This is a genomic window from Pseudomonas sp. PS01300 (assembly GCF_029960155.1).
Classification (GTDB): Bacteria; Pseudomonadota; Gammaproteobacteria; order Pseudomonadales; family Pseudomonadaceae; genus Aquipseudomonas; species Aquipseudomonas palmensis.
The window spans coordinates 24,914-41,374 of sequence record NZ_JASCPN010000022.1 but is presented as its reverse complement, the minus strand read 5'-3'; the positions used below and the strand labels follow the sequence as shown (position 1 = coordinate 41,374).

At 64.9% G+C, this 16,461-nt stretch carries 14 protein-coding genes; 11 read left to right on the top strand and 3 right to left on the bottom strand.

The annotated features are described in order from the left end of the window. Positions 1-22: 22 nt before the first annotated feature. Positions 23-2,470, bottom strand: coding sequence for an acyl-CoA dehydrogenase (locus QMX96_RS13240; RefSeq protein WP_282361888.1), 2,448 nt, complete (start codon positions 2,468-2,470; stop codon positions 23-25). 187 nt (positions 2,471-2,657) lie between these two features. On the opposite strand from QMX96_RS13240, the gene QMX96_RS13235 reads away from it, so the two are divergent. The 3 genes from QMX96_RS13235 (at position 2,658) to QMX96_RS13225 (ending at position 5,134) form a co-directional block, all read left to right on the top strand. Further along, positions 2,658-3,281: a glutathione S-transferase gene (locus tag QMX96_RS13235; RefSeq protein ID WP_100634415.1), complete on the top strand. Its 624-nt coding sequence runs from the start codon at positions 2,658-2,660 to the stop codon at positions 3,279-3,281. 144 nt (positions 3,282-3,425) lie between these two features. Further along, entirely contained in the window at positions 3,426-4,358 is a 933-nt protein-coding gene (locus QMX96_RS13230) for an ABC transporter ATP-binding protein (protein ID WP_043862894.1), read from the top strand. Beyond that, complete coding sequence (locus QMX96_RS13225) at positions 4,355-5,134, top strand: ABC transporter permease (RefSeq protein WP_058541067.1); 780 nt, start codon at positions 4,355-4,357, stop codon at positions 5,132-5,134. The genes QMX96_RS13230 and QMX96_RS13225 overlap by 4 nt, the downstream gene beginning before the upstream one ends. On the opposite strand, the gene QMX96_RS13220 is transcribed toward QMX96_RS13225, so the two are convergent. Beyond that, positions 5,102-5,641: a DUF2062 domain-containing protein gene (locus tag QMX96_RS13220; RefSeq protein ID WP_043862892.1), complete on the bottom strand. Its 540-nt coding sequence runs from the start codon at positions 5,639-5,641 to the stop codon at positions 5,102-5,104. The two genes, QMX96_RS13225 and QMX96_RS13220, sit on opposite strands and share 33 nt — an antisense overlap. 140 nt (positions 5,642-5,781) lie before the next feature. Here QMX96_RS13220 and QMX96_RS13215 point away from each other — a divergent pair, with 140 nt between their 5' ends. From QMX96_RS13215 to murB, 8 genes are all read left to right on the top strand, one after another. Then, positions 5,782-8,004, top strand: a complete 2,223-nt coding sequence (locus QMX96_RS13215; RefSeq protein ID WP_282361887.1) for a DNA internalization-related competence protein ComEC/Rec2 — start codon at positions 5,782-5,784, stop codon at positions 8,002-8,004. A gap of 62 nt (positions 8,005-8,066) precedes the next feature. Next, a complete protein-coding gene (locus QMX96_RS13210) occupies positions 8,067-8,702 on the top strand; it encodes a MotA/TolQ/ExbB proton channel family protein (RefSeq protein ID WP_162484877.1) in 636 nt (211 codons plus the stop codon). Next, a complete protein-coding gene (locus tag QMX96_RS13205) occupies positions 8,699-9,130 on the top strand; it encodes a biopolymer transporter ExbD (RefSeq protein WP_078479738.1) in 432 nt (143 codons plus the stop codon). Before QMX96_RS13210 ends, QMX96_RS13205 begins: the two co-directional genes overlap by 4 nt. Then, positions 9,130-10,140, top strand: a complete 1,011-nt coding sequence (lpxK, locus tag QMX96_RS13200) for a tetraacyldisaccharide 4'-kinase (RefSeq protein ID WP_258659475.1) — start codon at positions 9,130-9,132, stop codon at positions 10,138-10,140. Before QMX96_RS13205 ends, lpxK begins: the two co-directional genes overlap by 1 nt. 37 nt (positions 10,141-10,177) lie before the next feature. Beyond that, positions 10,178-10,363 (top strand): Trm112 family protein, encoded by a 186-nt coding sequence (locus QMX96_RS13195; protein WP_003247142.1) that lies wholly within the window; start codon positions 10,178-10,180, stop codon positions 10,361-10,363. Next, entirely contained in the window at positions 10,360-11,124 is a 765-nt protein-coding gene (kdsB, locus tag QMX96_RS13190) for a 3-deoxy-manno-octulosonate cytidylyltransferase (protein WP_043862888.1), read from the top strand. The genes QMX96_RS13195 and kdsB overlap by 4 nt, the downstream gene beginning before the upstream one ends. Next, positions 11,124-11,588 carry a low molecular weight protein-tyrosine-phosphatase gene (locus QMX96_RS13185; protein ID WP_054915815.1) on the top strand — a complete coding sequence of 155 codons (465 nt, stop codon included), beginning with the start codon at positions 11,124-11,126 and terminating at the stop codon, positions 11,586-11,588. The genes kdsB and QMX96_RS13185 overlap by 1 nt, the downstream gene beginning before the upstream one ends. Further along, positions 11,585-12,604, top strand: coding sequence for a UDP-N-acetylmuramate dehydrogenase (murB, locus tag QMX96_RS13180; protein ID WP_043862886.1), 1,020 nt, complete (start codon positions 11,585-11,587; stop codon positions 12,602-12,604). The genes QMX96_RS13185 and murB overlap by 4 nt, the downstream gene beginning before the upstream one ends. Positions 12,605-12,731: 127 nt before the next feature. Here murB and rne read toward each other — a convergent pair whose 3' ends face one another. Further along, positions 12,732-15,944 carry a ribonuclease E gene (gene rne, locus QMX96_RS13175; protein WP_196932776.1) on the bottom strand — a complete coding sequence of 1,071 codons (3,213 nt, stop codon included), beginning with the start codon at positions 15,942-15,944 and terminating at the stop codon, positions 12,732-12,734. Between the last annotated feature and the right edge of the window lie 517 nt (positions 15,945-16,461).

Genomic DNA, 16,461 nt, shown 5'->3' with positions numbered 1-16,461 from the left:
CGATGTCCCGTTGGAGTGATGCTCAGCGCACCTTGCCCTCGGTGGGCAGCAGCTCGTCCTTGCTGAACGCATCCACGTCGATCACACGGCGCCGTGCGGCTTCGGCCTCGTGCAGGCTTTGAGCTTCGCCGGCCTGCAAGGTGTTGGCGTGCAAGGCTGCGTCGATCAGCGATTCGCCGGGAGCCGGCGCCAATTGGCCGCCCTTGTGGGCCTGGTGCAGCTTCTTGTGCAGCGGGGCGCTGGCCCTTAGCAGGTCGCTGGCCTGTTGCAACGCGCCCACCGGGTCGCTTGCATCGGTGGGGCGATAGCAGCCAGCCAGCAGTTGTTCGAGTGCCGGATCACCCTTGGCGCGACCCAGCAGCGCAGCAACCTCGGCATCCAGTTCGTCCGACGGGCCGGTATGACGGCGCCCGAACGGGAACACCACCAGGCGCAGCGCGCCACCGAGGAACCGATTGGGGAAGTTGTCGAGCAGGCGGTCCAGGGCTTTTTCGGCCTGGCCCAGGCTTTCTTCCATGGCCCAGCGCAACAGCGGCCGCAGGTACTCGGGCGAATCGAGATCGTGGTAGCGCTTGAGGGCTGCCGAACCCAGGTACAGGTTGCTCAATACGTCGCCAAGGCGCGCCGACAGGCGCTCACGGCGTTTCAGCTCGCCACCGAGCAGTATCATGCACAGGTCGGCCAGCAGGGCGAAGGCCGCCGCCTGGCGATCGAGTGCGCGAAAGTATCCCTGGCTCAATGCATCGCCGGGTGCCTTTTCAAAGCGCCCCAGGCCCAACCCAAGGACCAGCGTGCTGGCCGCGTTACCCACCGCGAAGCCCACATGCCTGAGCAGCAGGGCGTCGAACTCCTTGAGCGCCTGGTCGTGGTCTTCACGTGCTGCCAGGGCCATCTCCTTGAGCACGAACGGGTGGCAGCGAATCGCCCCCTGGCCAAAGATCATCAGGTTGCGCGAGAGGATGTTGGCGCCCTCGACGGTGATGAAGATCGGTGCCCCCTGCCAGCTGCGACCCAGGTAGTTGTTCGGGCCCATGATGATGCCCTTGCCCCCGTGCACGTCCATGGCGTGCTGGATGCATTCGCGCCCCCGTTCGGTGAGGTGGTACTTGAGGATCGCCGACAGCACCGAGGGTTTTTCACCCAGGTCCACCGCGTTGGCGGTGAGCATGCGTGCGCTGTCCATCAGCCAGGCATTGCCGCCGATGCGGGCCAGAGCCTCCTGAATGCCCTCGAACGCGGCCAGCGGTACGTTGAACTGCTCGCGCACCTGTGCGTACTGGCCCGTTACCAGGCTGGTGTACTTGGCGGCACCGGTACCGACTGCCGGCAAGGAGATCGAGCGTCCCACCGACAGGCAGTTCATCAGCATCATCCAGCCCTTGCCGAGCATCTCCTGCCCGCCAATCAGAAAACTCAGCGGGACGAACACGTCCTTGCCGCTGTTGGGGCCGTTCATGAACGCGGCGCCCAGCGGCAGATGGCGCTGACCGATCTCGACACCTGGGGTGTCGGTCGGGATGAGAGCCAGGCTGATACCCAGCTCCTCCTTGTCACCCAGCAGGTGATCGGGGTCGTAGGCCTTGAACGCTAGACCCAGCAGCGTCGCCACCGGGCCCAGGGTGATATAGCGCTTCTCCCAGTTCAGGCGCAGGCCCAGTACTTCCTCGCCCTGCCACTGGCCCTTGCAGATGACCCCGGTGTCGGGCATGGCGCCGGCGTCGGAGCCGGCCAGCGGACCGGTGAGGGCGAAGCACGGGATGTCGTCACCGCGGGCCAGGCGGGGCAGGTAATGGTTGCGTTGCTCGTCGGTGCCGTAGTGCAGCAGCAGTTCGGCCGGGCCGAGCGAGTTGGGCACCATCACGGTGGAGGCCAGGTCGCCGCTGCGGGTGGCCAGTTTCATCGCGACCTGTGAATGAGCGAAGGCGGAAAAGCCCTTGCCACCGTATTCCTTGGGAATGATCAGGACAAAGAAGCCATGGGTCTTGATGTGCGCCCAGGCTTCGGCGGGAAGGTCCATGTCCTGGCCGATCTGCCAGTCGCTGACCATGGCGCAGAGCTCCTCGGTGGGCCCGTCGATGAAGGCTTGCTCTTCTGCGCTCAGTTGCACCTTGGGATAGGCCAGCAGGGTGTTCCAGTCGGGGCGGCCACTGAAGAGCTCGCCGTCCCACCAGACCGTGCCGGCATCGATGGCCTCGCGCTCGGTCTGCGACATCGGCGGCAAGGTTTTGCGAAACCAGCCGAACAGCGGGGCAGTCAGCCATTTGCGGCGCAGATCGGGCAGCACCAGGGGCACGGCAGTGGCCACCAGCAGCAGCCAGAAGATCGTCAACAGCCAGCCGGGGGCATGGCTGAATGCGCCCATCGCCACCAGGTAGACGGCAACCACGCCCAGTGCGGGCAGGGGGGCAACCCGCCGGTGCGCCAGGTAGGCAATACCGACCACCAGCACCACTAACCACAACAGCAACATATGCTTTCCTCCGTGAGCTCCAGAAATAGCTATCCGACAGAGCTTAGACCGCCTGTGCCAAACAACCCGTCAGAACAGTGACAGGACGTGACCTGTGGAAGTTCGCGTTTTCGGGCCGCGGGCCAGCGATTGTCAGCCTCGCCAGCTCGGGTAGACTGAGTGCCCACCGCCTATGTCAGGAGTCGTCATGCTGAAGATCTGGGGACGCAAGAACTCGTCAAACGTCAGGAAGGCGCTGTGGTGCGCCCAGGAGCTGGGCCTGGACTACCAGTCGATCGATGCCGGTGGCGAGTTCGGCGTGGTCGACGAGCCGCACTACCGTGCCCTCAACCCCAACGGCCGGGTGCCGATGATCGAGGATGGCGAGCTGGTGCTGTGGGAATCCAATACCATCGTGCGCTACCTGTGTGGCCGGTATGCCCCAAACACTGACTGGTACCCCGCCGACCCGGCGGCCCGGGCCAGCGCAGACAAGTGGATGGACTGGACCACGTCATCGCTGGCTACGCCATTTCGCCCGTTGTTCTGGGGCATCCTGCGTACCCCGTCTGACCAGCAGGACTGGGTGCAGATCAACGCCGCGCACAAGCAATGCGCCGAACTGCTGTCGATCGCCGATCAGGCCCTGGCCACGCAACCCTACCTGTCGGGGGAAGCGATCGGCATGGGCGACATCCCGCTGGGCTGCTTCGTGTATGCCTGGTTCGAGATGCCCATCGAGCGTCCGGAAATGAAGCACCTGCGTGCGTGGTACGAGCGCCTCAGGCAACGGCCGGCCTACCAGGCGGCGGTAATGACCGCGCTGACCTGAACCTGTCGATTACCCTGATAGTCAATATCGATACACTTCACTGTACTTGCGTGGCCTGGGCAAGCACCATGGCCACATTCGTCGCGGTCGGCCCTGTCTGACCGCCTGCCTTGTGAACCCTTCAACCTGGTGTGTAGACCTGCTATGAGTTCTGCTCTGTCCATTCGGCAGCTAACCAAGACCTACGGCAATGGCTTCCAGGCCCTCAAGGGCATCGACCTGGATGTCGCCGAAGGTGATTTCTTCGCCTTGCTCGGCCCCAATGGCGCCGGCAAATCCACCACCATCGGCATTCTCTCGACCCTGGTCAACAAGACCAGCGGCACGGTGAATGTGTTCGGCCATGACCTGGACCGAGAGCCAGCCGCGCTCAAGCGCTGCATCGGCGTGGTGCCCCAGGAGTTCAACTTCAATCAGTTCGAAAAGACCTTCGATATCGTCGTGACCCAGGCGGGTTACTACGGCATCCCGATGAAGGTGGCCAGGGAGCGCGCCGAGCAGTACCTGACCCAGCTGGGCCTGTGGGACAAGCGTGACGTGCCATCGCGCTCGCTGTCCGGCGGCATGAAGCGCCGCCTGATGATTGCCCGCGCGCTGATCCACGAACCGCGCCTGCTGATCCTCGACGAGCCTACCGCTGGCGTCGACATCGAGCTGCGCCGTTCGATGTGGAGCTTTCTGACCGAGCTCAACCAGAAGGGCATCACCATCATCCTGACCACCCACTACCTGGAAGAGGCCGAGCAGCTGTGCCGCAACATCGGCATCATCGACCACGGCACCATCGTGCAGAACACCAGCATGCGTCAGTTGCTGGGCACGTTGCATGTGGAGACCTTCCTGCTCGACCTCAAGCATGACCTGGCCCAGGCGCCGCAACTGGCCGGCTACCCGTGCCGGCTGATCACCCCGCACACCCTGGAAGTGCAGGTGGACAAGGACGTGGGCATCACCGCGCTGTTCGGCCAGTTGGCCCTGCAGAACATCGAGGTGCTGAGCCTGCGCAACAAGACCAATCGTCTCGAGGAGCTGTTCGTGTCCCTGGTGGAAAAAAACCTGGCGAAGGTGGCGGTATGAGTTCGGAACTGCGCGCCAACCTGGTTGCCCTCAATACCATCGTCTATCGAGAAGTGCGGCGGTTCACGCGGATCTGGCCGCAGACCCTGCTGCCCCCGGCGATCACCATGGTGCTGTACTTCGTGATCTTCGGGAACCTCATCGGCCGGCAGATCGGCGACATGGGTGGCTTCACCTATATGGAGTACATCGTGCCGGGCCTGATCATGATGTCGGTGATCACCAACTCCTACGGCAACGTGGTGTCGAGTTTCTTCGGCAGCAAGTTTCAGCGTTCGATCGAGGAGCTGATGGTGTCGCCGGTGTCGCCGCACACCATTCTCATCGGCTACACCCTGGGCGGCGTGCTGCGCGGGTTGGCGGTGGGAGTGATCGTGACCCTGCTGTCGCTGTTCTTCACCCATCTGCAGGTGCATCACCTGGGCGTGACGGTGCTGGTGGTGGTGCTGACCGCGACGATCTTCTCGCTGCTGGGCTTCATCAACGCAGTGTTTGCGCGCAACTTCGATGACATCTCGATCATCCCGACCTTCGTGCTCACGCCGCTGACGTACCTGGGTGGGGTGTTCTACTCCATCACCCTGCTGCCGCCATTCTGGCAGACCGTGTCGCTGGCCAACCCGGTGCTGCACATGGTCAACTCGTTCCGCTACGGCATCCTGGGCGTCTCGGACATCCGCATCGGCGTGGCCATCACCTTCATGCTGGTGGCCACCGCGGTGCTGTACATCGGCTGCGTGCGCCTACTGGTCAGCGGGCGAGGAATGCGCAGCTGATTTCTGCTTGCGCCTGCGCCACTGCCTGCCCACCCACCAGCGCCAGTAGAGCATGGTCAGGCAGTAGGCCAGCGCCCCCAGCAGCACGCCGCACACCACCGAGCCCAGCAGAAAGGGCTGCCACAGCGTCGACAACTGGTCGGTGATCCATTCGAAGGTGAGTTCCTCGGGCAGCGTGCGTGGCGGTATCTGCATCAGCCATGCCCCCACCTGGTAGGTGCAGTAGAACACCGGCGGCATGGTGATGGGGTTGGTCAGCCACACCAGGCTGACGGCGATGGGCATGTTGCCGCGCACCAGAACCGCCAGGCTGGCGGCCAGCAGCATCTGCATCGGGATAGGGATGAAGGCTGCGAAAAGGCCTACGGCCATGGCCCGTGCCACCGAATGGCGATTCAGGTGCCAGAGGTTGGGGTCGTGCAGCAGCCGGCCGAGAAAGCGTAAGGATTTATGTTCCCGAATGCTCGTCGGATCTGGCATGTAGCGTTTGAAAAGTCGACGCGGCATGTGGGCTCTCGGCGTTCTGAAGTGGCCAGTATGCACGGATTGTAAACAGCGCCAATTCAGACTTTGTGACAATTAATAAGCAAGGTGCGGGCCTGGGTGATCTAAGCCTCTGGGGTGAGATCTGCTCAGGAGCTTTACCCATGCGCACAAGGATGTTGGCGCTGGCCTTGGGGCTGTTGGCGCTCAACGTGCTACCTGCCTTGCCGTCGGTCGGCTGGCTCTGGGGCATCGGCATGACGGGAATGTTATGCCTGGTGTGTCGATGGGCAGTGCCCGGTCTGTTCCTGCTTGGTTTTGCCTGGGCCTGTTGCTCGGCGCAATGGGCGCTGGACGATCGACTCCGGCCCGAGCTGGAGGGGCGCACCCTGTGGCTGGAAGGTCGGGTAGTGGGCCTGGCGCAGCAGGGCCCACATTCGGTGCGTTTCGAGCTGGCCGAAGCCTCCTCACGCCGCGCCCAGTTGCCGCAGCGGCTGAGCCTGAGCTGGTTTGGCGGGCCGCCGGTCAACAGTGGCGAGCGTTGGCGCCTGGCGGTACAGCTGCAGCGCCCCTCCGGCCTGCTCAACCCCCATGGGCCTGACCAGGAAGCCGCCATGCTGGCCCGGCGAATCGGTGCCACCGGCCGTGTAAGGGCAGGTGAACGACTGGCCCCGGCCAGCCATGCGTGGCGTGATTCGGTGCGCCAACGCCTGCTCGGGGCTCAGGCCCATGGGCGCGAAGGTGCGCTGGCGGCGCTGGTGCTGGGTGACGGCGGGGCGCTGGCACAGGAGGACTGGCAGGTGCTCCAGGCAACCGGCACGGTGCACCTGCTGGTGATTTCCGGTCAGCACATCGGCTTGCTGGCCGGTCTGGTGTACGGCCTGGTGGCCGGGTTGGCACGTGTGGGGGCATGGCCCAGGGCGCTGCCCTGGCTACCCTGGGCGTGCGGCCTGGCGTTTGCGGCGGCCCTGGCGTACGGCTTGATGGCGGGCTTTCAGGTACCGGTACGACGCGCCTGCATCATGCTGGCGGTGGTGCTGTTGTGGCGCCTGCGTTTTCGCCACCTTGGGGCCTGGATTCCCTTGCTGCTTGCCCTCAACGGTGTATTGCTGGTGGAGCCATTGGCCAGCCTGCAGCCGGGGTTCTGGCTGTCGTTCGCAGCGGTGGCGGTGCTGGTGTATGTGTTCGGCGGCCGGCTGGGGGCCTGGAACCCCTGGCTGGCATGGTGCCGGGCCCAATGGCTGATCGCGATCGGCCTGTTGCCGGTGCTGCTGGCGCTGGGGCTGCCGATCAGTCTCTCGGCACCGCTGGCCAATCTGGTTGCGGTGCCCTGGGTCAGTATCGCGGTGTTGCCCCTGGCGCTGGCCGGCACACTGCTGCAGGGGCTCCCGTTGCTGGGGGAGGCCCTGTTGTGGCTGGCTGGAGGATCGCTGGCAGCCTTGTTCTGGACACTGGCACAGGTGGCACATTGGCAACCGGCCTGGACACCGGTCGCCTTGTCGATATGGGCATGGTTGATGGTGGGCGGTGGCGCGGTACTGCTGCTGTTGCCGGGCGGGCTGCCGATGCGGGTGCTGGGCTGGCCCTTGCTGCTGCTGGCCGGCTGTGCGCCTCGCAACGAGATCGCCCATGGGCAACTGGAGGTGTGGCAGCTGGATGTCGGCCAGGGCCAGGCGTTTGTGCTGCGTACCCGTCACCATGCGATGCTGTATGACGCAGGCCCGGCCACCCGTGGCAGCGACCTGGGTGAGCGGGTGGTCGTGCCGACTCTGCGCAAGCTGGGGGTGCGCGAGCTGGACCTGGCGCTGATCAGCCATGCCCATGCCGACCATGCCGGCGGCGCCCTGGCGGTGCAGCGCAGCGTGCCGCTGGTGCGTGTGGTGGGCGGCGACCCGGATGAGCTGCCCGGGCAACTGCAGGCCCAGGCCTGCGCCAGTGGCGAGCAATGGCAGTGGGATGGCGTGCTCTTCAGCCTGTGGCGCTGGCAGCAGGCCGGCGACAGCAATCAGCGCTCCTGTGTGTTGCACGTGGATGCCGGCGGCGAAACCCTGCTGCTTACCGGTGACATCGATGCCCAGGCCGAGCGCGCCTGGCTGCGCGAGTCGACAGCCGGCCCGGTCGACTGGTTGCAGGCGCCCCATCATGGCAGCCGCACCTCGTCGAGCCAGGCCTTTCTCGAGCGAACCCGGCCACGGGGCGTGCTGATTTCGCGAGGGCGCCACAATGCATTCGGGCATCCGCACGCACAGGTGATGGCGCGTTACCAGGCGCTGGGTATCACCGTGCACGACAGCGCCCTGCACGGGGCGGTGCGCCTGGTGCTGGGCAGCTTTGGCCAGGCGGTCGGGCAACGCAGCCAGCGGCGCTTCTGGCGGGAGCCGACATGACGCTGTTCGGCCCCGTGGCCCCCTATGGTAAAGTGGCGGACTTTTTCGAGGGGGTCGCTACTGTGTGGGAATTGGTCAAGTCCGGTGGCTGGATGATGCTGCCGATCATTCTGAGTTCCATCGCTGCCATGGCTATCGTCGCCGAACGCCTGTGGACCCTGCGCGCCAGTCGTGTCACCCCGCCGCACCTGCTCGGCCAGGTGTGGCGCTGGATCAAGGACAAACAGCTCACCAGCGAGAAGCTCAAGACCCTGCGCGCCGACTCGCCGCTGGGCGAGATCCTGGCCGCGGGCCTGGCCAACTCCCGCCATGGTCGCGAAATCATGAAGGAGTGCATCGAGGAAGCCGCCGCCCGTGTCATCCACGAGCTGGAGCGCTACATCAACGCACTGGGCACCATCGCCGCCATGGCGCCGCTGCTGGGCCTGCTGGGCACCGTGCTGGGCATGATCGATATCTTCAGTGCCTTTACCGGGTCCGGCATGACCACCAATGCCTCGGTATTGGCGGGGGGGATCTCCAAGGCATTGATCACCACGGCAGCCGGCCTGATGGTGGGTATCCCGGCGGTATTCTTCCATCGTTTCCTGCAACGGCGCATCGATGAGCTGGTGGTGGGCATGGAGCAGGAGGCCATCAAGCTGGTGGAAGTGGTCCAGGGGGACCGTGATGTCGACCTGAGCGAGGGCAAGGCGTGAAATTCCGGCGCAAGCCACGGGAGACCGTGGACATCAACCTCGCTTCGCTGATCGACGTGGTGTTCATCCTGCTGCTGTTTTTCGTGGTGACCACCACCTTCACCCGTGAAACCCAGTTGCGTGTCGAACTGCCCGAGGCGGTCAGCGGCGCTCCGGCGCCCGACACCGAGGCCAAGCAGCTGGAGATCACCATCAGCGCCGAAGGCGTGTACTCGGTCAACAACCACCTGTTGCCCAAGAGCGACCTGGGCACCCTGACCGAGGCCCTGCAGAAGGAATCACAGGGCGACACCAAGATGCCGCTGTCGATCAGCGCTGACGGCAAGACTCCGCACCAGGCCGTGGTCACCGCCATGGATGCCGCTGGCAAGCTCGGCTTCAGCCAGTTGCGCATGACCACGGTCGAGGCCGCCCAGGGGACACCTTGATGGCGCTTGCCGATCGCCTGTTGCATGCCTGGTATGCCGGCCACCCGGCATTGGTATTGTTGCGCCCGCTCGAGGCCCTGTACCGCCGGGTGGTGCGGGGCAAGCGCGAGCGTTTTCTGGCCGGGCAGGGCGACATCTATCGCGCACCGGTGCCGGTACTGGTGGTGGGCAACATCACCGTGGGTGGCACCGGCAAGACCCCGCTTATCCTGTTTCTGATCGAGCACTGTCGCCAGCGCGGCCTGCGCGTGGGGGTGGTCAGCCGAGGCTATGGGGCCACTGCGCCGCAACTGCCGTGGCGCGTGCGTGCCGATCAACCGGCCGAACAGGCCGGTGACGAACCCTTGCTGATCGTGCAGCGCACCGGCGTGCCGCTGATGATCGACCCCGATCGCAGCCAGGCCGTGCGCGCCTTGCTCGACGCCGAGCCGCTGGACCTGATCCTGTGCGACGACGGCATGCAGCACTACCGCCTGGCGCGTGATCTCGAGCTGGTGCTGATCGACGCGGCCCGAGGCCTCGGCAATCGCCGCTGCCTGCCTGCCGGGCCGTTGCGTGAGCCGGTGGAGCGCCTGGATGAAGTGGACGCCGTGCTCTACAACGGCGCCCTCAGCGACCGTGACGATGGTTTTGCCTTCACCCTGGCCCCTACGGCACTGGTCAACCTGCGCAGCGGCGAGCGACGAGGCCTGGAGCATTTTGCGCCGGGACAGGCATTGCACGCGGTGGCCGGCATCGGCAACCCTCAGCGATTTTTCAACACCCTGCAGGGGCTGGGCTGGCAGCCTGTGCCGCATGCGTTTGCCGACCATGCGGCGTACAACGCCCAGGCCCTGAGCTTCACCCCGTCATTGCCGCTGGTCATGACTGAGAAGGATGCGGTGAAATGCCGTGCTTTCGCCGCCGATGACTGGTGGTATCTTGCGGTCGACGCACTGCCTTCGCCGGCCTTCGTGGCCTGGCTCGACGCGCAGCTGTCGCGTCTGCTGCCCGGGCCTCGCCAGCCCTGACATTTTCTTTTTCCGGCCACAGGCCTGAGGAATATCCATGGACACCAAATTGCTCGACATCCTTGCTTGCCCGATCACCAAAGGCCCGCTCAAGCTCAGCGCCGACAAGACCGAGCTGATCAGCAAGGGGGCCGGCCTGGCGTACCCGATTCGTGACGGTATCCCGGTGATGCTCGAGAGCGAAGCCCGAACCCTGACCGATGACGAGCGCCTGGACAAATGAGCCTGGATTTCACCGTTGTGATTCCAGCACGCCTGCGCTCCACCCGTCTGCCGGGCAAGCCATTGCTGTCGATTGCCGGCAAGCCGATGGTGCAGCACGTCTGGGAGCAGGCGCGCAGAAGCAGCGCCACCCGCGTGGTGATTGCCACCGATGACCCGAGCATCGTCGCTGCATGCCAGGGGTTTGGCGCCGAGGTGCTGCTGACCCGTGAGGACCACCAGTCGGGCACCGACCGCCTGGCCGAAGTCGCCACCCAGCTGGGCCTGTCGGCAGATGCGATCGTGGTCAATGTGCAGGGTGACGAGCCGTTGATTCCCCCGGCGATCATCGACCAGGTGGCGGCCAACCTGGCGGCGCATCCTGAAGCGGGCATTGCCACGCTGGCCGAGCCGATCGAAGACGTCGAAGTGCTGTTCAACCCCAATGCGGTCAAGGTGAGCACCGACCGCAACGGCCTGGCCCTGACCTTCAGCCGTGCGCCCTTGCCGTGGGCGCGTGATGCGTTTGCCCAGAGCCGCGAGCAATTGCCGGCGGGTGTGCCTTATCGCCGGCATATCGGCATGTACGCCTATCGCGCAGGCCTGTTGCAGGACTTCGTCGCCTGGGGCCCGTGCGGCCTGGAGCAGACCGAGTCGCTGGAGCAGTTGCGTGCGCTGTGGAACGGCGTGCGCATCCACGTGGCCGATGCCTTGCAGGCGCCGCCTGTGGGCGTCGACACACCTGAAGACCTGGAGCGCGTTCGGCGCTTGCTGGAGGCCTGATGCGCGTCCTGTTCGTATGCCTGGGCAACATCTGCCGCTCGCCGACGGCCGAGGGCGTGTTGCGCCATCAGTTGAAGCTGGCAGGCCTCGAAGATCAGGTCGAAGTGGCCTCGGCGGGTACGGGAGACTGGCATGTGGGCAAGCCGCCCGACAGCCGAACCCGCCGCGCTGCGCTGGCGCGCGGCTACGACCTGTCCGCACAGCGTGCACAGCAGGTGAGCGCGCAGGACTTCAGCCGGTACGACCTGATCCTGGCAATGGACACCAGCAATCTCGGCCACCTCAAGGCGCTGCAACCGTCTGCCGGTACCGCCGAACTGGACCTGTTCCTGCGCCGCTACGAGGGTGAGCTGGATGAAGTGCCCGACCCGTACTACGGCGGCGAAGAGGGCTTCGAACAGGTGCTTGATCTCATTGAGCTGGCTTGTAGCAAGCTGGTGGTCGAGCTGAAGGGCCGGCTATGAGCGTGCAGGTGCAATCGCAGGTTTCACTCAAGCCTTACAACACCTTCGGAATCGAGGTGAAGGCGCAGTATTTCGCCCAGGCACACAACGATGACGAAGTGCGCCAGCTGCTGGCGCACGCAGCCGAACAGCACCTGCCGGTGCTGGTGATCGGTGGCGGCAGCAACCTGCTGTTGACTGCCGATATCCAGGCGCTGGTGCTGCGCATGGCCAGTGTCGGTGTGCGGATACTGTCGGATGATGGCCAGCGCGTGGTGGTCGAGGCAGAGGCGGGTGAGCCCTGGCATCCCTTCGTGCAGTGGACCCTGGCCCAGGGACTGTCGGGGTTGGAAAACCTCAGCCTGATCCCCGGTACCGTCGGGGCGGCGCCGATGCAGAACATCGGCGCCTATGGCGTGGAGATCAAGGACGTGTTTGCCGGGCTTACGGCGCTGGATCGGGAAACCGGCCAGTTGCACGAGTTCGCGCTGGAACAGTGTGATTTTGCCTACCGTGACAGTGTGTTCAAGCGTAATCCCGGGCGCTGGCTGATCCTGCGGGTTCGCTTCGTGCTCAATCGCGCCGAGCACCTGCACCTGGACTATGGCCCGGTACGCCAGCGGCTGAGTGAGCAGGGCATCGGTCAGCCGACCGCACAGAATGTCAGCGATGCCATCTGCAGCATTCGTCGCGAGAAACTGCCAGACCCGGCCGAGCTGGGCAATGCCGGAAGCTTCTTCAAGAACCCGGTGGTGAGCGCCGAGCTGGCGCAGCGCGTGCGCGAGGCGTATCCGGATGCGGTAGGTTATCCACAGGCCGATGGTCAGGTAAAGCTGGCGGCGGGGTGGTTGATCGAGCAGGCGGGCTGGAAGGGGTTTCGCGAGGGCGATGCCGGGGTGCACCGTTTGCAGTCGCTGGTGCTGGTGAACTACGGGCAGGCCAGTGGCAAGCAGTTGCATGCGCTGGCGCAGCGGATTCAGGCTGATGTGCTGGCGCGCTTCGGCGTCGCGCTGGAGATGGAACCCAACTTGTATTGACTGGGCGACTTGTTCGCTGGCAAGGCCGATTCCTGCGGGTTCGGCGTTGTCGGTGACACATCCACCACCAGGCAGCAGGCAATAAAAAGCCCCGCCAGTTTGCACTAGCGGGGCTTTTTAATGGCCGTCAGACGAGCGGTTTATGCTCTTCTGCAGCTTCCTGCGACTGCTCGGCAGCAGCGGCGGCCGCTGCGGCTTCAGCTTCGCGCTTGCGGCGACGCACTTCACGCGGGTCGTTCGGTGCACGGCCGTTGGCCAGCGTGACGACCGGTGCCTCAACCTCGGCAGGCTCGGCGATCGGTGCCTGTGCCTCGGCGACCGGTGCTGGCTCAGCGGCAATAACCGGCTCGGCTTCGACTGCAGCCGGCACTTCAGGCTCGCTCGGCAGGGCGATGACCGGCTCGGCAGCTACAGGTGCCTCGACGGGCGCTTCGACAGCTGGCGCCTGCTCAGGGGCTTGAGCCGGTGCTTCCACCAGAGCCTCTACCTTGGCCTCGGCCTCGATCTGGGCCTCGACTGGTTGCGGAGCAACTTCGACGACAGGCTCGATGCTCGACTCGACTGCCTGCACCGGTGCTTCGAACGGTTGTTCGATCACAGGGGCGATGGCCGCTTGTTCAGCAACAGGTTCTTCGGCAGCGGGCTGTTGAACGGTTTCGTTCGACTCGGTGCTGGTTTCGACAACCACTGGCTCGACGGTGCCGGCCTCGAAAGGCGTTTCGGCCACGACGGCTGGGGTGTCATCGACAGCGGCAGTTGCACGCTCGGCCTGAACGTTGGCCTGGGCCTCGGCGTCGGCACTGATGTTGCTGGTGGCAACGGCGGCAGTCACGGCCAGGCCGGCAGCCAGTTCAACGCCCGAAGGCTGCGCATTGCCTTCGCTGCGTTTTTCCGCAGCAGCAGGTTGTTCGCCAGCTTGTTCGGCGCCTTCTTCGGTGCCGTCTTCGCTGCCTTCGACCACATTGCCGTTGGCATCACGCTGACGCTCACGACGGTTGCTGCGGCGACGCTGACCGCGCGAGCGACGACGTGGACGATCGCCTTCGGCGCCTTCCTGGTTGTCATCCTGCAGCAGCTCTTCGTTTGGCAGTTGCTCTTCGGCCGCATCCTCGACCGGCTCGGCCGGGCGTGGCTGACGCTCTTCGCGTGGCGGACGCGGTGCGCGCTCCTCGCGAGGTGCACGTTCTTCACGTGGTGCGCGCTCTTCACGCGGTGCACGCTCTTCACGTGGCTGACGCTCTTCGCGCGGGGCGCGCTCAGGACGTTCTTCGCGAACGGCCGGGGCCGGGGTGGCATCCAGAGGCTCACGCAGTTCGCGTACCGGGCGATCTTCGCGTGGGCGACGGTCTTCGCGTGGGGCACGAGGCTGACGTTCTTCACGCGGGGCGCGTGGTGCGCGTTCTTCGCGGGTCGAGGTCTCTTCACGGGCTTCGCGAGGCTGGCGTTCTTCACGCGGCTCACGTGGCGCGCGCTCGGCACGCTCTTCGCGTGGCTTGCGCTCTTCATCGCGACGACCGTTGCGGTTGCGGCTCTGCTGGCGACCGTTGCGACGCTCCTCGTTGCGCTGAGGACGCTCGGTGGCGGGCTTTTCGGTTACCACCGGTGCGGCGGCCACAGGTTCTTCCTTGCCGGCGAACAGGCTGACCAGCGACTTGACCAGGCCCTTGAACAGGCTTGGCTCTGGCAGGGCGTGTACCGGGGCGGCTGGGGCAGCAGGGGCTTCCGGAGCGGGTACCGGAGCATTGGCGCGGGCCGGTGCAGTCTTGACCGCGGCTTCCTGGCGAACCAGGGTGCGGGTGGCGGCAGCCGGTTGCACTTCTTCGGTTTCGGTCGCAGCGATTTCGTAGCTGGACTGGTTGTTCAGGGCTTCCGGGCTGTCGTCGCGCAGGCGCTGCACTTCGAAATGCGGGGTTTCCAGGTGGTCGTTCGGCAGAATGACGATACGCGCCCGGGTGCGCAGTTCGATCTTGGTGATCGAGTTGCGTTTTTCGTTGAGCAGGAACGCGGCGACCGGGATCGGCACCTGGGCACGCACCTCGGCAGTGCGATCCTTCAGAGCTTCTTCCTCGATCAGGCGCAGGATTGCCAGCGACAGCGACTCGACGTCACGGATGATGCCGGTGCCGCTGCAGCGCGGGCAGACGATGCCGCTGCTTTCGCCCAGGGAAGGGCGCAGGCGCTGGCGGGACATCTCCAGCAGGCCGAAGCGCGAAATGCGGCCGACCTGTACGCGGGCACGGTCGGCTTCCAGGCACTCGCGCACCTTTTCTTCGACGGCGCGCTGGTTCTTGGCCGGGGTCATGTCGATGAAGTCGATGACGATCAGGCCACCGATGTCACGCAGACGCAGTTGGCGGGCGATTTCCTCGGCCGCTTCCAGGTTGGTCTGCAGGGCGGTTTCCTCGATGTCGCTGCCTTTGGTGGCGCGCGCCGAGTTGATGTCGATGGACACCAGGGCTTCAGTCGGGTCGATCACGATCGAGCCGCCCGATGGCAGGTCGACGACGCGCTGGAAGGCGGTCTCGATCTGGCTTTCGATCTGGAAGCGGTTGAACAGCGGCACGCTGTCTTCGTACAGCTTGATCTTGCTGGCGTACTGCGGCATCACCTGGCGGATGAAGGTCAGGGCTTCTTCCTGGGCGTCGACGCTGTCGATCAGCACTTCGCCGATGTCCTGGCGCAGGTAGTCGCGGATGGCGCGGATGATGACGTTGCTTTCCTGGTAGATCAGGAACGGCGCTGCGCGGTCGAGGGACGCTTCCTTGATGGCGGTCCACAGTTGCAGCAGGTAGTCCAGGTCCCACTGCATCTCTTCGCTGCTGCGGCCCAGGCCGGCAGTGCGAACGATCAGGCCCATGTCGGCAGGGGCAACCAGGCCGTTGAGCGCTTCGCGCAGTTCGTTGCGCTCTTCGCCTTCGATGCGACGGGAGATGCCGCCGGCACGCGGGTTGTTAGGCATCAGGACCAGGTAACGACCGGCCAGGCTGATGAAGGTGGTCAGGGCGGCGCCCTTGTTGCCGCGCTCTTCCTTCTCGACCTGGACGATGACTTCCTGGCCTTCGCTCAGCACTTCCTTGATGTTCACCCGGCCTTCGGGCGACTTCTTGAAGTATTCGCGGGAGATTTCCTTGAGGGGCAGAAAGCCGTGGCGCTCGGAGCCGAAATCGACGAAGGCGGCTTCAAGGCTGGGCTCGATGCGGGTGATCTTGCCCTTGTAGATGTTGGCTTTTTTCTGCTCGCGTGCACCGGACTCGATGTCCAGATCGTAGAGGCGCTGGCCGTCTACCAGAGCAACACGCAACTCTTCGGGTTGAGTCGCGTTAATCAGCATTCTTTTCATGTAGTACCGTCGGTTTCCGGGCTGCCGGAAACGGCGTTCGGCACACACGACTTCTCACGGTCGGTGTCAGGGTGCGTCAGGGGTGGCGGACCATCCCGTGTCCAGCGGCTTGCGGTCGGACTGGTCGCCCAGTGCTGCCGAAGTCGCGACGACGCGTCCTGCTAGCTGTGGTGTCAAATGCACTCAGTCAGGAGGAGGAATCAGCCTTCGGCCGTGGACACCCTGGGGCATCTTGATCAAGACCGGGTCCGGTCGCGGGCCAGAGGGCCTGTGGACTGGACGCAGTGCTACACGGTCCGACGGTTGTGCATCTCCACCCTACACGTATCCCTGATAATTCGGGTGCTGCCGCGCGCTGAATCCGCAACGGGTTGCAGTTATCGCCAGCTCCATACGGGAGCCCGCGCTTTCTATGGCTAAGGCTGGTATTTCCGAAGCATTCGCCGTGACTGCGTGAAAGCGACTGCACTGAAGGAGTGGGCATCGAAAAAAACGTGCAGGAGGGTCAAACACCGCT

Coding starts and splice junctions, on each gene's coding strand:
- QMX96_RS13240 (WP_282361888.1), bottom strand. CDS start 2,470: ATGTTGCTGTTGTGGTTAGTGGTGCTGGTGGTCGGTATTGCCTACCTG.
- QMX96_RS13235 (WP_100634415.1), top strand. CDS start 2,658: ATGCTGAAGATCTGGGGACGCAAGAACTCGTCAAACGTCAGGAAGGCG.
- QMX96_RS13230 (WP_043862894.1), top strand. CDS start 3,426: ATGAGTTCTGCTCTGTCCATTCGGCAGCTAACCAAGACCTACGGCAAT.
- QMX96_RS13225 (WP_058541067.1), top strand. CDS start 4,355: ATGAGTTCGGAACTGCGCGCCAACCTGGTTGCCCTCAATACCATCGTC.
- QMX96_RS13220 (WP_043862892.1), bottom strand. CDS start 5,641: ATGCCGCGTCGACTTTTCAAACGCTACATGCCAGATCCGACGAGCATT.
- QMX96_RS13215 (WP_282361887.1), top strand. CDS start 5,782: ATGCGCACAAGGATGTTGGCGCTGGCCTTGGGGCTGTTGGCGCTCAAC.
- lpxK (WP_258659475.1), top strand. CDS start 9,130: ATGGCGCTTGCCGATCGCCTGTTGCATGCCTGGTATGCCGGCCACCCG.
- QMX96_RS13195 (WP_003247142.1), top strand. CDS start 10,178: ATGGACACCAAATTGCTCGACATCCTTGCTTGCCCGATCACCAAAGGC.
- kdsB (WP_043862888.1), top strand. CDS start 10,360: ATGAGCCTGGATTTCACCGTTGTGATTCCAGCACGCCTGCGCTCCACC.
- QMX96_RS13185 (WP_054915815.1), top strand. CDS start 11,124: ATGCGCGTCCTGTTCGTATGCCTGGGCAACATCTGCCGCTCGCCGACG.
- murB (WP_043862886.1), top strand. CDS start 11,585: ATGAGCGTGCAGGTGCAATCGCAGGTTTCACTCAAGCCTTACAACACC.
- rne (WP_196932776.1), bottom strand. CDS start 15,944: ATGAAAAGAATGCTGATTAACGCGACTCAACCCGAAGAGTTGCGTGTT.